This window comes from Paenibacillus nitricinens (assembly GCF_052056485.1).
In the GTDB taxonomy this organism is placed as follows: Bacteria; Bacillota; Bacilli; order Paenibacillales; family Paenibacillaceae; genus Paenibacillus_AQ; species Paenibacillus_AQ nitricinens.
The window spans coordinates 4259292-4274003 of sequence record NZ_CP183948.1 but is presented as its reverse complement, the minus strand read 5'-3'; the positions used below and the strand labels follow the sequence as shown (position 1 = coordinate 4274003).

Here is a 14712-nt window from a genome sequence, read left to right as displayed (position 1 = left end):
TGTCCCAAAAGCCATAAAATGACGGAGGGACACCCTCTTTTTTAAAAATGAGGGAGTGAAGATCATCTGATTGGCGAGCCTATAACAGAGGAGACGGCTCAACGCTGGTTCGATGCATCGCGTGATTACTGAATGAATTGAAAGAGTGCACTTCATTATACAGGCAGGGTTTTATTATATGATCATCCCCATTTCACGGAGTCTATCTTTAATTTTCTTTAAACGAGCTTCTTTTTCGGTAGCTTCACTTAATACCTCCACAGATGATTCGTTATACTTCTTTATAATCCTCTTTAAAGTTAATTCTTTTATTTCCTTTTTACTCTGCATTGTAACACGAGGGACAATGGCATGGTTTTCTATGGTCTTGGGATCTGCAGAAATTCGTTCTAGTAAACGAAGCAGAAGTATCAGTCTTTTGTGTCCCAGCCTCGGAACTTGGTATAGTTTATTCCATGTGGAATTTAGTAGATGATCAAGGTTTGTATATCCCTTGGAGTATAGAGCATTTATGAGGCCCGTTAAATTTGGTCCCTGCTCTTCCGCATAAGCAACAGTTACAATACAAGCAATATCCTTACCATAAAGATGCGCTGGAAGTGGGAAAAATTGTATTAATTCCGCATTTCCATCGATGATGTCATACATGATGATTTACCTCCATTTAAATATTTGGTCATTATTCACGTATAGAATTCTGTTTAAGGCTGTGCAAAATTTTATTACCCTCTGCATTATTAAAACCCAAGTTACTGATCATTTTCTGAACATCAGCAAAGCCCATTGCATAAGCTTGTAGAATATTCAGAAGATTCTACTATTTAATAAGTAACAATCGACTCTAATATACGCTGCTGCGTTTCGTAATCAACACTATGTAATGGTATGATGTAAGCATCAATTTTATGGGGTGCACTATGATGGATATTCGGATCAAAGAACTGCTTGATGCCACACAGCAAAAATATGGATTGGACAACTACTACTTACACTCTCATGAAATTTATCGCGACGTTATGATGCTGGGAGAAACCAACTATTTTCTTAGTATGGAATGGTTTCCTGCTCATATTAAGGAATGGAAGGGCGATTACAATCCGGAAGGAACTGCCGTCATCACGATTGACCTACAATCCCGCAACTATAAAAGTGTGATTTTTGTTGGCGGGAAATCTTATGCGGAGGGGACACCATTCCAAAATATAGATTTTAACGGAGTCATCCGGTGGATTGAAGCTGAGGCAAGGGTGGTATACGGTAAACAATTCCACTTAGAGAAGGAACAGATTGGAGAATATCATTTTATTGAAAAAATAGGTAGCATACCAGTCACTCCTGGTGGACGGATCGAGCTTCGCTTCGATGCGGAAGGCAGGCTTGTTTTTTACAGTGTATATGGCCAGTTTCCTTCCAGCTCCATTATGCACAAAGAGAACTATATCCTCACACTTCAAACGATAGAGCCCCAGGCGAGGAAACAACTACAACTTATAGAATATCCGGTGTACGAGACGAAGCAACTCCTGCTGATCTATGGGATAGAAGAGATCTACATTACAAATGACGGAACAACCACCATCCCATTTGAGTTTATATCAGGTACGAGAGCACGATTGAATATAGATCAGGTAATGCATTGGGAGCAACAGAATACGGAGCTGGAGCCTTTCGAAAGGGCGGAGAAACGTCTACCTGAGGTAGTTACCATTGAGCAGGCAATAGCTCGCGAACCGCATCCGGACTCACTTCCTATCACAGACGCAGAACAAGCCGTATGTATAGCCGCAGTCGAAGCTGGTTTAAGCCAGCTCTATCCGGATGAATCCGGAGAATGGATATTGAAGACTTTACAACGGGAAAGAGGACATATTCAGGCAACACTGAGGATGAAGGCGCCAAGTAATCGTATATTCCAGCGTAAGATCCTCCTGTTCATCGATGTGCAGAATTATAAGGTTATAAATTATATGGATAACAAACCAATGCTCGATATGTTTGATGAGTTCAAGAGCGAAGAGAAAATTGCTGTAAGTCATGACGAAGCTTATGACAAGCTCAAGGGATGGCTCGAATTAACGCCAGTCTATGTGTATGATCCTGGGCAGAAGAAGTATGTGCTGTGCGGGAAGTTAGATTGTAATTATGCTGTGAAGGCCACTAGTGGAGATGTGGTGGAGATGAGTAGTTTGGAATGATAGTGCCAGCTTCCTTATACTGAGTAGGACGAATAAAGGTAATGAAGTATAGTAAGGTGATGCAAACTAATAAAATGATTACAACTTACTAATTTTGTGAGTTACTTTGGGAGTTGAAAATATGTCGACAACTACAGGAACCAAGGAAAATCCTTGGAAATTAAAGACACCACCGCAAACATCCGAGTATGAAATGTACAAGGTCGAAAAAGACGGTAAAGAAATTATAGTTTGCATTGTAGGGAAAACGGTTTTGCATTATGACTACCGCTGTATTGAAGATCTGCACGCCATGCTTATACAAAATGGTGATTGGATGGAGTTAGGAAGTGCTGATGAGCAAAAACCAGCAAAAGAAGGTACCGTTGAAGCATGGGGGCGTTCACCTGAAAACCCTGTTGGCGGTTGGTATGGATTAAAGAAGGGACTTCGGGGGCGATTTGGAATGTATATCCCACCATTGCTCGAAGAATTGGGTCTTGCGGAAGTAGAACATAATCCAAGAAACAATCGGATGAAAGCGATCTTGTAAACGAAGGAGAGCCTAAAGGCTCTTCTTTTTTTGAGCCATGCCCTAACCGGTGGTCTTTCATACACATTGCAGTGATTACTTTAGTTACAAAACGTTTTTTTTAATTACATAAACTTTCAAGGGCAGGGTCTTTGCCGTTAAGCTGATTGTAAAAATTATTCACAAGGTGGCAAAGCTATAACATGAATAAAAAAGTAACCACTGCTCTTATTCTCGTTCTCTCAGTTATGCTTGTTATCACAGGATGTGGCAACAGCAACAGCAACAGCAACAGCAGCAACGGAAACGGGAACAAGAACACCAGCAAGAACACCAGCAAGATCAACGAGACAAAGGAAATTGAAGCCGTTTCGGGAGCATCCAAAGCTAGCTATACACCGTACGATCAACTAAAAGATAAATATGACATCATCATTATCGGTGCAGGCGGTGCCGGAATGTCTGCTGCACTTGAGGCGAGAGCAAAAGGGATGAACCCGGTTATTTTTGAAAAAATGCCGGTTGCCGGCGGGAATACAACAAAATCATCTTCGGGAATGAACGCTTCTGAAACGAAATTCCAAAAAGAGCAAGGCATTGAAGACAGCAATGATCTGTTTTATGAAGAGTCCTTAAAAGGTGGCCACGATACGAACGATAAAGAGATGCTTCATTTCTTCGTAGACCATTCCGCAAGTGCGATTAATTGGCTGGATTCTAAAAAGAATGGCTGCTGATCCGATTGTATTTGCCATGGCCAATCCTACTCCGGAGATTGATCCTGAAATTGCGGGGCCTTACGTCAAGGTTATGGCGACAGGGCGCTCCGATTTTCCTAACCAGATCAATAATGTTCTCTGTTTTCCCGGTATTTTTCGTGGAGCCCTTGACTGTGGCGCCACTGAAATCAATGAAGATATGAAACTGGCTGCTGCTGAGGCGATTTCTTCGGTGATTGACGTCAGCGATCTTCATGAAACTTATATTATGCCGAATGCGTTTGATCCACGAGTAGTGGAGCGTATCCGGGAAGCGGTTATTCGTGCGGTGCTCAAGAGTGGTGTGGCAAGAATAGGCGCGTTAATGGAAAACAATTAAAGCTGGACATCCATTCAAATAGAGACAATACGTCCGGTTCGGACTGATGTCTGCGATGGATTAGTGGTTATGGATATTGATCGTTTAGGCCGGGGAGAAAGAATAGCCATAAGCGCTCTGAGTTAATGCCTCTTATTATTAAACTAAGTGAAGAAGTGATTCAAACCCTTAGCTGTCATATAAGGGTTTTTTCTTTTTTTTGAAGGGAATGAAAAACTCGATACACAACAAAAAGTTCTAAAAGACAAGAAGGTGATGCCCCATGACAATAAACAACATACCCAATAGATTAGCCAAGTCATTCCATAGTATAATAGAAAATCAATCAAAAAATCAGTGGTGAGTTTACAACAGCAAGCTATACTGTAGATATTCAAAAAAAAGCACATCAAGTGTGATTTTTATAGCAGGATTAGGTGATTGCAGTGAGACACGGAACAAAGTCCAAGAACGCATAATGCAGGAAACGTCAACATTTTCTTACGATAGAACAAATATCGGTAAAAGCCAAGCAACGTCTGTCCACCGAACATGACTTGACTGGGTAGAGGAGTTGTCTGATTGGTAGCAAGATTATTCGCAAGTCTTTATCCACAGCTTGTTTCTTGTATGATCCTCGTTGACGCCTTATAAGGAATTGGCATACGCAGAAGTTTTGCTTGAAAAGCTTGCTGCGAAGAATCAGGAATATTTTGAAAATCCGATGTTGAACAGAGGAGAATAGGGGGAGAGAATTTGAAAGCACAACCAAATGATCTTGGATGGATCGCTCAATGGGAGTCCACTCAACCGATACCAGCTAAATGGATCACTGTGGAAGCAATTCATTATTTTACTTCAAATACATTAATCATTATTACGGATGGTCAAGCGATTTGGAATATGAATGGGCATCGTGTTCAAGTCTCTTTCGGCAATTTAATTGCTATTGAACCAAACTCATTTATTGAAGTTTTAGAAGGAGGAAATCTGGATTTAGCAGGTTGGCAAATTCAATTTGATACCTATTCCCCGTTCATTGCAGAAGGTAAGGTGTCTAAATTCAATTGGCATGTCCCCGTTGGAAATACCTATCAAATTATACAGTTGACGGGCGGTTTTTTGACGAGTATTAGTGATAGTTTGAATGAGAATTTGGCTAGTAGTGTCAGCGAATCGATGGTCAGAAACCAGCATCTATTATATGGATTGTTGAAACACTTATATCAAAAACAATCGGGTGATGAAGAGACGACAGAAAAAGGAATTCTTCGTTCTATTGACTATATCCAGGAACATTATAGTGAGATGATAACACGCGAGCAATTAGCGCAAATTGCAGGGATAAGTCAGTGGCATTATTCTCGGAAATTTAGTGAGCAATGTGGGAAGCCTCCATTAGACTATTTGGCCAATTATAGGATCTACCGTGCGAAAGAAGAAATATTATTAACTTCAGCGAAATCGCAAGAGATTGCTAAAAAGGTTGGTTTTGAAGATGTGCACTATTTTAGTCGTCGCTTCAAACACTTTGCAGGTGTGTCACCCAGAAATTATGCTCAACAATTGCATCAACGATATATTTTATCGATTTCACCACTCTGTGCTGAAGTTCTAATCGAATTAGGGATAATACCGCATGCTGTAATGGTAACACCGTTACTAGTACCTCAACATCAACGAGAACTATTTAAAAAGCATCACGTTAAACTGTTGGAAGTGCCCCAATATGATACGAATATAGAGTTGATTCAACAAGAGCAGCCAGAATTAATCATTGGACATTTTTTAACAGAAGATATTAAGAAGAAAATGCGCACAATCGCTCCAATCATAACAGGTCTAACTATGGATATAGATATTCTCCTTAGTCAATTGGCCGCTTTATTTCAGATGAAGGAAGAAGCGGAAAAACTCCAAACTCAAATGGAAAATGAGATAAACGAAGCACGGCAACAATTACAGCCCATCGTTCAATCCGGTGCTACAGTAATGGTGTTACGAGTAGAAGCTTTCGGATATCGATATTTAGGAGGGAACTCAAGCGGAGTCTCTCAATTACTCTACACGAAGTTGGAACTATCACTTCCAGAGTTTTTAAAGACAGGCGAGGCATGGTTTAATCCTTGTTCGATAGAGCAATTGTATAGGGCTAATCCTGACTATCTTTTCGTAGAGAAACGTGTGATGGAGAATTTTAGTGCTGAAGAAAATATGGATAAACTTATGGAAAGCGAACCGTGGAGAAATTTAAAAGCAGTCAAAAATAATCACGTTTCCTATATTGATACAAGTCTTTGGGTAGATGGTTGTGGAGTCAATGGGCAGAAGATTATAATTGATCAAATTGTTAGTAACTTAATAAGCCATTAATAGTGTAGAGCACAATAATCCAATTAAATTCGCACCATTCCCTATGGAATGATATCTTCTTATTTGATAATCTTTGATAATGATAATTATTATCAATACAAGGGGAGAGAATAGATGATGTCAAAACGTATATTTACGTTGATAGGAATAACGCTATTAGTGTTTGTCTTAACGGCATGTTCCAAATCAGCAAATAAGCCAGAAGAAGCTTCCACGGAGCAAAAAGTAAGTAATAATCAAACAAACGTAAGTGATGATAAAGAAACAAGAGTGGTAAGTGATATATTTGGAGAGGTCACCATCCCAGCTAATCCTATAAACATTCTTGTCACGAGTTCGAGTTATGCAGAGGATTTAATCGAGATGGGCATTATCCCACAGGTGAGTGTAGTCGTTCCTGAGATTGAACCTGATTATCGGACACCCTATTTGGAACAACACGGAGTTGAACTGATCTCACAAACACAATATGAATACAACCTCGAGCAACTGCTCAGCTTATCACCGGATATGATTATTACGCCAGGTGAAGGCTTGGATACGAAGGTGTATGATGAGTTGTCAAAAATTGCGCCGACAGTCGCTCTAAACGCAGGTGTAGGGGTACATGATGCGGTGAAAGAGCTGGCAGTACTTTTTAATAAAGAAGCCGAAGCGGACAAGCTGTTAACTGCTCTTGATCAGAAGGCGAGTGAGGCCAAAGAAAAAATTCATCAGGCAATTGGCGATAAAACCGTACTCGTGCTTAGAGTAGAACCTAGCCGGTACCGTTATTTAGGTCCAAAAGCAGATGACGATGTTAGTGAATTCTTTTATAAAACGCTCGGGCTGAATAGTCCTGAAGTTACTAAAGATTCCGATGTGTGGTTCACACAGTTTTCATTAGAGATTTTACCGGACATCAAACCGGATTATATTTTCCTGGAAACAAGAAGTATGGTGGATCTTGATAGCTCAGAATCATTAGCAGAATTAGAAAAAAATCCGCTGTGGAAAAGCCTGAAAGCCGTCAAAAATAATGATGTCTTCCCAATACGTACCAATGATTATATTCAAGCCAAAGGTCCAATTGGAACAAGTAAGCTTATTGACTATATCGTAGAAAAGTTGGTGCCTTAAGTGAACGCAAAACAACTCGATATCTATGATATTACGATCATTGGTGGTGGCCCCGCAGGCATGTATGCAGCTTTTTATAGTGGTATGAGAGCCATGCGTACAAAACTAATTGATGCCAAAGAGGAATTAGGTGGATTCATGCGCACCTATCCTGAAAAGTTAGTGTGGGATGTTGGCGGCGTTGATCCAATACGCTGTGAACGCTTAATAGATTCTTTAGAGAAGCAGGCTAGAACTTTTGATCCAACCCTTGTACTAGGACAGGAAATTGCTCATATGGAGCGGCAGGATGATATATTTATTCTGACATCCAAAACAGGCGGACTTCATTATACACGTACTATATTACTATGTGCTGGTCGCGGAATGACGCAAGTTCAAAAGCTGGATATTGAAGGTGCAAACCGTTATGAATTGAATAATCTCCACTACACCGTTACAGATTTATCGAGATTTAAAGATCAACGTGTTCTTATTTCTGGCGGAGGAGATTCCGCAGTGGATTGGGCAAATGAAATTGTGAGTTTGGCGAAGCAAGTCATTGTGGTACATAGACGAAATGAGTTTACTGCACATGAGCTGCCTGTAGCCCAAATGAAAACATCCGCTACGGTCATGACACCGTATAGTATCTCTCGCTTATATGGCGTAGGTGAACGCATTGGAACTGTAGCTCTTGAACACGCTGAGACTGGTGAAATAGAACAAATTGAAGTCGATGAAGTGATCGTGAGTCATGGATTTGATCGTGATTTTGGGGATTTACTGAACTGGGGCTTAGACAAAGAAGATTATGGTGTGTCTGTTGATCAGCGGATGCGAACCAGTATCCCCGGGATTTTCGGAGCAGGTGATTTTATTACTTATGGCAGTAAGGTTCGTTTAATTGCTGGTGCCTTTAATGATGCTGTGTTAGCAGTTAATAGTGCCAAACTTTATCTAGATCCGTCAGCTTCAGATATGGCTGGTGTTTCTTCTCATAACGCTCGTTTTTTTGAGAAAAACAAAGCCATTGGAAACGAGGCTTGTGGAAACCTCAATGTCATACAGTCCTAATAGGAGTTGAAAATGAATACATCCCAAAAGACGACGTTCGAGTCGTCTTTTTTTACGTCTATCCTGCAGGAGTTGGTCATGAGGGTTTTGGAAGCCGAAAGCCAGTTTACGAATGGATAGCTGATTTTTGTGTGGTGTTACTTCTTTTAACTTTCCATAAGCAGCTCTGAATTCGCCTCAAAAGTCGCCAACTTATTTCTGCCTCTCGATATTCTCTCAGTTTCTCAATCAGATATGGATGTTCCAACATATGTTCTCCCCCGCTTCCTTATTTCTGTAAGACTTATTATGCGCTGTTCAAAAGGGGATAAAAAGCGTATACTTTCCACACATGATTTCCTCTTTTGAGGAATATAACCGAAAGGAGGCAGAAAAAGGTGATCATGACTGAACGGTATTTTACGCTTTACGACCGCTTCGGTGGGGGGATTAGTGAGGGAATGCCCGTAGAAGCAACCTTGGAGGAGCTGGCGGAAGCGTTGTTCTGCACCACTCGGAACGCGAAGCTTATCCTGCGCAGGCTGGAGGAAGAAGGTCTGATTGATTGGATTCCGGGGCGCGGACGTGGGAATCGCTCGCGGATCGCTTTCAAGACGGACAAGGAAATTTTCCTGCTAAGCTTGATCCAGAGCTGGGCAGAAAAAGGGGATTATAAGCAAGCTTTTGAATGGCTACAATTGTTCGGTGAGGGAACGCTTGCCAAGCCCAAATTCCTTGAATGGCTAAACGGTCAATTTGGCTACCGAAAAGAGGAAGCACGTGATGGTATCTCTACGAGTGACATACTGCGCTTCCCGATTTACAGTCCCATCACGACCTTTGACCCTGCTCAAGTAAGATTTTGCGCTGACGCACATCTGTTGCGGCAAATTTACGACCGCCTCCTCCGGTTTGATGAAGCTGCGGGCAAAATTGTTCCGAGTATCGCTCATCATTGGACGTCCAATGCAGAAGCGAGTGAGTGGACCTTCTATCTACGCAAGGGGGTGCACTTCCATAATGGGCACGAACTGACCGCAAGAGATGTAGCCTTTACGCTGGAGCGTTTGCGCGGAGACACCAATAACCGCTGGCTGCTGCGGGGAGTAGAACGGATCGAAGCGCTAGGCCCGCGTGTAATACAATTGCATTTGAAGCAGCCAAACCGAATCTTCGACAGGTACATGTGCTCCAGCGCAGCATCCATCCTGCCTGCCAACTTGGGTGGTATGGAAGAGACGGACTTCTGGCGGCTGCCGATCGGCACCGGCCCTTTTCGGATCGTCTCGCAGTCATCGCACTGCATCGAGTTGGCTGCCCACACTGCCTATCATGAAGGAAGGCCCTATTTGGATGGTGTGGATATGATTACCATGCCGGAGGAATGTCTTCAGTCAGCAATTAATATTCCCGAGGTGCTGCATCACGAGTTCGTCGAGAATCATCCGCTGGGAAACCATAACGGAGACTGGCAGACGCTAAAGCAATTATCCAATGGCTGTACGATGCTAACCTGGAATCTTCGACGGCCGGGTGCACAGCAGTCGGAGGCGTTCCGCCGGGCGGTACGCATGATTCTGAATACTGGCGACCTGGTCTCGGAACTGGGGGGTGATCGCGTGCTATCTGCCTTCGGTTTCCACCCGGAAGCGAGCCAATCCCGCTCTGTTGAACCGTTCCGTCTAGATCGTGTAAAAACTGTTCTGCGTGAATCGAATTATGACGGTTCAGTCATCCGCTTCACTGCCCATGAGAAGTTTGAGGAAGATGCTCGATGGATTGTGGAAAGACTTGAGCAGTGGAGTATTAAGGTAGATCTAAAGATTATTTCATGGGAAGATAAACCTGGTTGCGGCAGTCCGCATCACGACGAGGATTTGATGATCGTAGGGTTCGTCCTGGCTGAAGACGAGGTATGCGAGATTGAAGTTTATGAGCACGGGGATAGTCCTTTCCGGGCGTATTTGGACGATGAGCTTCTGAATTGGATTAACGGAAGAATTGACGATGCCTTAAGCTCCGATACGGAAACTGGCAGACGCCAGCATTTGAAGGGGATTGAGGAATATTTAAGCGACGAAGCTTCGGTCATTTTTCTCCATCATAAAGAGTTTCGAACATACCTACATCCTACAATCCGTGGCGTCCATTTAAATACACTTGGGTGGGTCGATTTTAAAGATATCTGGCTGGAAAAGCTTAACTAAACAAGTATCCTTGAACACGTTAGACAAAATTTAGAGAATTGACAACATGAGAAGCGGCTTTCCTTGAACAGAGATTTCTGCAAAGGGGAAGCCGCTTTTTTAGTGTTTTACTAGTTAGGTCAGGTGAAGAGGAGGCAGTATGTTGCGAAAATTAATCGTTGTTCTGATATTAAATGTGATTAGTATTTTTGCTGTAGAAGGGATGACTTTTAAATATAGTCCTGGTGGAAGTATTTCAGGGAATGGTAACCCAGGTATCATAGCTTTGGTTGTAGGATTATTGTTGTTCACCATTTTATTATTTAATGTAGGTGCTTTAATTAGGGGGTTCAAAAGTAAGAATAAAAGTAAACTTGTCCATATTACACTCCCTTTAACCTCCATACTTATTATAGGAATAATGATTTGGGGAGAAACATCTGAAATTCGTTCATTATCTAACAATCTCAATGGATTTACTAACCATAAAGACTCCGTGGTGTATCGTTTCGGTTGGATTAACCAATATACAAATAACCTGTTTTTTAATGGGTACATTTTTTTCGGTGGTGTGGCACTAACGGCTTTCATCGTTTGGGTAGTGACTTCCCCACGACAACTCAAAAAATACTAGAAAGAGTAGCTAATGAAAAAAGTTATACGAAAATTTAATATAATCGCAGAGAAATTCCACTGTATGGCGTCCAATAGATGTAGACGTTAAGAAAGTTTTAATGAGGTTCATTATGTTCCTTTGTTGCAGCCGATCCGTTATGCACAATGTATGAAATGAGAGACTATAACCGTTTTAAGGATGGTGGATGAGTTGGGTTTCAAAATACGTAAAACCACGGTGCAGTCCGTCTGGATGATGTGGGAAAAAGCTTTTGCGTTGCTTTCACATTTTCGTGGAGCGCATAAGTCGCACTTTGGTATATGTACCGTGATGTTAAAAAAGCACCGGGGACAGCCTATTATATGCCAAGACGCCACGGTCATCAACCAGGGCGAGTGGGTGGGAGAGCTCCACCTCGATAATGGAAGTATCCTGAAGTTGATCCAGTCCGAAGGATCGGATCGTGCTGCACTCCAAACGGCTCGCATGCTGCGTAAATCAATGCAGCAAATCAATGAAGCCTTCGAATCGCAGTCCGAGTTCAGGCAGGTCAAGGCTTTATTAGGTATTACACTGCTCCATCGGGGATTAACACATGGTCTTGGTTTTGAACAGCAAAATATAAAGTCCGGTTTTTTTGAACGCATCACCACCATTTATCTTCGATTGCTGCTGTCTGCCATGCATCCGGAAGGCAGACAAAGAATCAGTCGGCGAACCGAACAACTGGTCCCGATGTTACTGATTCATTCACGGGCCTCACTGAAGAATCGGTTCTCACCCGGACAGAACTATTCTGGATAAGTCTTAAGCTTGTTATATGGAGGTGTAATTATTCTTACATATCTTATAGGAGGAATACTATGTACTGCCACCCTTTACATGTTTATTCCGAGTTTGATTACGCGAGTGAGCGGCTTTGGTGTCTTTCGCAAAGGAACGGTAAAGAAACAGGTGGCATTCACTTTTGACGATGGACCACATCCGGAATATACGCCGGAATTACTGGATTTATTGAAGTTACATCAAGTGAAAGCCACTTTTTTCGTGCTTGGATCGCGAGCGGAGCAGTATCCAGACCTGATCAGAAGAATGGATCGGGAAGGCCATCAGATTGGCATCCATAATTATTGTCATACCTCTAACTGGCTGATGCTGCCCCGTACGATTAGGCGAGAACATCTGGACCGCTCCGCTGATATTATAGAGTCTATTGTCGGAACCAGGCCCACTCATTACCGTCCACCTTGGGGATTAATCAATCTATTTGATTTCTTTCGATACAAGCAGTATCGAATTGTTCTATGGTCGCTGAAGGCAGGCGACTGGAACACCAGGGTCTGTCAAACCCGGATGCAGGCCATTCTGTTAGATGGAATCACCGATGGCTCCGTTGTCTTACTTCACGACAGCGGTGAGACTGTGGGCGCGGACCGGCATGCTCCTTATTTTATGCTGCAAGCTTTAGAGGAAGTGCTAAATCAACTGCAGGCAAGAAACCTGCAATTTGTTCGTCTTGACGAAATGTCTTGACGCATTCCAGTATTTTTACTGTTATGACTTAAATTGTTTGCGGAAGCAGAGCGGCGAGATACCCATCATTAATTTGAAGGTCCGTCCAAAATGGGAGATGTTATCAAACCCAACCATACCTGCAATTTCAGTAACATTAAAAGAAGAGCCAACGAGCAAATCACGCGCTTCTTTAATGCGGATGTTATTAATATATTCAATAAAACTGAAGCCGGTGGCCTCTTTAAAAGTTCGGCATAGGTAGGAAGAGCTTATGTCGAACTGCCGTGAAATCTCACAGAGCTTAAGCGGTTCCATATAATGTTGATTTACATAATTAACGATGTCCAGGACTTTCTTGTGTGTGCGATTGGATTCCAACATTGGAGCTACACGGCTGTCAAATAGTTTACGATTAAGATAGAGAAGCAACTCCACCAATATTATTTGTTGGTACTGTTCATATCCACGATCTTGCTTCTTTCCCTCCTGGATCATCTTCTGAAAAAGCTGTTCGATGAAATACTGATCCTTCCCGGTCATCTTCAAAGCGCGGTAATCACTTTTGAACAATTCGAGCAGTTCCTCACATTGACCGCCAGTGCAGAAATGCTGCAGGAATTCTTTTTTAAACAGCAGTGTAACCCGTTCATACATATTGCATCCAGAATTGACCAGTTTGTGCATTTCATGAATATCCATAAATAGCAACGTACCGCCCGCAACCTGGTAGGTTCTGTCCCCTATAAAATAATAAAAATCCCCGGATATTAAATACAGAATCTCATAGGCATCATGATAGTGTCTTGAAGGCATGCTGGTGTATACCTGTTTCTTGCGGCTGATCTCAAAAAGAGTAGACTCATAAAATACCGGCTTCATTCAGCACCTCCTAAGAGGATTGTAGACTTAATCTAGGGTTTGTAGCAACATATGTATAAAATTTAATAATTACAAGAAAATACGTGCTGTTTAGTCAAACTTTATGAGATAAGCTTGAATTGAATTACCAAGTGTTGGAAAAAGGAGGGCTGTCATGCTCAGATAGGTTGGGGATAAGGTTCGCTGCCACTCAAAGTTAAAGCGCTTAAACTATTTAATTAAAGGAGAGATTGCGGTGCTTAATTCAACGAATAGTAAGGTTTCCAAGAAGATGAAATTTTCATTGTTGATTCTGCTCAGTTTTTCAATGATTTTTTCTTATGGCTATCTGTCCAATGCATCTCAACAGAAAAGTTATGCGGCAGGGAACCCGGATTCTAATTTCTCACCGGCAACACTTCAATTCTTGCGCGACAACACAGGTCTGGATGGTGAGCAGTGGAACAATATTATGATGCTTGTCAACAAACCGGAGCAGGACGATCTGAACTGGATCAATTTTTACGGATATTGTGAAGATATTGATGATGACCGCGGATATACGATTGGAATATTCGGTGCGACTACAGGCGGCTCAAATGATACCGGTCCCGACGGTCCGGATCTGTTCAAGGCATATGATGCTGCCAAAGGCGCGAGTAATCCTTCGGTTAAAGGCGCATTGGCCCGGATCGGTGTTAAGGGTTCGATGAAAGGGAAAATCCTCGAAATCAATGAAAGCGAAGAGAGCTTCTGCAGAAAAATCGGCATTTTGCAAAATGATCCCGAGTGGAGAGAGGCTATGTGGAAAACATTCTACAATATCTACATTAAATACAGTGTGGAGCAGGCCCGCAATCGCGGCTTTAACTCGGCATTAACGATTGGTTCCTTCGTGGATGCTGCGCTAAACCATGGTGCTACCGGCGGCTCCGAGACTCTTCAAGGGCTTTTGGGTAAATCAGGAAGCAGCACAGATGAGAAGACTTTCATGACCAAATTCTATAAAGAACGGACCAAGATTGTGGATACTAATGAGTACAACACTCCGCCTAACGGCAAGAACCGTGTGAAGCAGTGGAGCAATTTGCTCAACATGGGAGAGACAGACCTGAAGGGTGCAGATTCGGCAGTCCTTCAAGTCACCGATTGGGAACTTCAATAACAGGAATGCAAGAGTAGACAGAACCGCCGTTCTTCTTGGTGACGGCGGTTCAATGATAAGTA

Annotated in this window: 12 protein-coding genes and 3 pseudogenes; 13 read left to right on the top strand and 2 right to left on the bottom strand. The window is 42.4% G+C overall.

From position 1 onward, the window contains the following. Positions 1 to 174 precede the first annotated feature (174 nt). Complete coding sequence (locus ACN6KS_RS18980; RefSeq protein WP_094869310.1) at positions 175 to 648, bottom strand: hypothetical protein; 474 nt, start codon at positions 646 to 648, stop codon at positions 175 to 177. Positions 649 to 917: 269 nt separating this feature from the next. Between ACN6KS_RS18980 and ACN6KS_RS18975 the strand changes: the two genes are divergently transcribed. From ACN6KS_RS18975 to ACN6KS_RS18920, 12 genes and pseudogenes are all read left to right on the top strand, one after another. Next, a complete protein-coding gene (locus ACN6KS_RS18975; RefSeq protein WP_440960255.1) occupies positions 918 to 2195 on the top strand; it encodes a hypothetical protein in 1278 nt (425 codons plus the stop codon). Positions 2196 to 2316: 121 nt separating this feature from the next. Next, positions 2317 to 2727, top strand: coding sequence for a DUF6855 family protein (locus ACN6KS_RS18970; RefSeq protein ID WP_094869311.1), 411 nt, complete (start codon positions 2317 to 2319; stop codon positions 2725 to 2727). A gap of 182 nt (positions 2728 to 2909) precedes the next feature. Continuing rightward, positions 2910 to 3425 (top strand): annotated as a pseudogene (locus ACN6KS_RS18965) (FAD-dependent oxidoreductase); the annotation flags it as partial. Further along, positions 3424 to 3804: pseudogene (locus ACN6KS_RS18960) on the top strand (malic enzyme-like NAD(P)-binding protein); the annotation flags it as partial. The pseudogenes ACN6KS_RS18965 and ACN6KS_RS18960, both read left to right, overlap by 2 nt. Before the next feature lie 457 nt (positions 3805 to 4261). Further along, positions 4262 to 4516: pseudogene (locus ACN6KS_RS18955) on the top strand (alpha/beta fold hydrolase); the annotation flags it as partial. A gap of 23 nt (positions 4517 to 4539) precedes the next feature. Then, the gene (locus tag ACN6KS_RS18950) at positions 4540 to 6156 is read left to right on the top strand and encodes an AraC family transcriptional regulator (RefSeq protein ID WP_094876263.1); all 1617 of its coding nucleotides are present in this window, start codon (positions 4540 to 4542) and stop codon (positions 6154 to 6156) included. A 114-nt stretch (positions 6157 to 6270) separates the two neighbouring features. Beyond that, entirely contained in the window at positions 6271 to 7275 is a 1005-nt protein-coding gene (locus ACN6KS_RS18945; RefSeq protein WP_256989749.1) for an ABC transporter substrate-binding protein, read from the top strand. Then, complete coding sequence (locus ACN6KS_RS18940; RefSeq protein WP_094869312.1) at positions 7276 to 8331, top strand: NAD(P)/FAD-dependent oxidoreductase; 1056 nt, start codon at positions 7276 to 7278, stop codon at positions 8329 to 8331. 383 nt (positions 8332 to 8714) lie between these two features. Further along, a complete protein-coding gene (locus tag ACN6KS_RS18935) occupies positions 8715 to 10517 on the top strand; it encodes an ABC transporter substrate-binding protein (protein ID WP_440962421.1) in 1803 nt (600 codons plus the stop codon). Between the two features lie 139 nt (positions 10518 to 10656). Continuing rightward, entirely contained in the window at positions 10657 to 11130 is a 474-nt protein-coding gene (locus tag ACN6KS_RS18930) for a hypothetical protein (protein ID WP_440960254.1), read from the top strand. 180 nt (positions 11131 to 11310) lie between these two features. Further along, a complete protein-coding gene (locus ACN6KS_RS18925; RefSeq protein ID WP_440960253.1) occupies positions 11311 to 11916 on the top strand; it encodes a YkoP family protein in 606 nt (201 codons plus the stop codon). Between the two features lie 78 nt (positions 11917 to 11994). After that, positions 11995 to 12645 carry a polysaccharide deacetylase family protein gene (locus ACN6KS_RS18920; RefSeq protein ID WP_179281547.1) on the top strand — a complete coding sequence of 217 codons (651 nt, stop codon included), beginning with the start codon at positions 11995 to 11997 and terminating at the stop codon, positions 12643 to 12645. A 21-nt stretch (positions 12646 to 12666) separates the two neighbouring features. On the opposite strand, the gene ACN6KS_RS18915 is transcribed toward ACN6KS_RS18920, so the two are convergent. Then, complete coding sequence (locus tag ACN6KS_RS18915; protein ID WP_094876268.1) at positions 12667 to 13506, bottom strand: AraC family transcriptional regulator; 840 nt, start codon at positions 13504 to 13506, stop codon at positions 12667 to 12669. A 235-nt stretch (positions 13507 to 13741) separates the two neighbouring features. Between ACN6KS_RS18915 and ACN6KS_RS18910 the strand changes: the two genes are divergently transcribed. Continuing rightward, on the top strand, positions 13742 to 14650 hold the full coding sequence (locus tag ACN6KS_RS18910; RefSeq protein ID WP_440960252.1) for a chitosanase: 909 nt from the start codon (positions 13742 to 13744) through the stop codon (positions 14648 to 14650). The last annotated feature ends 62 nt before the right edge of the window (positions 14651 to 14712 follow it).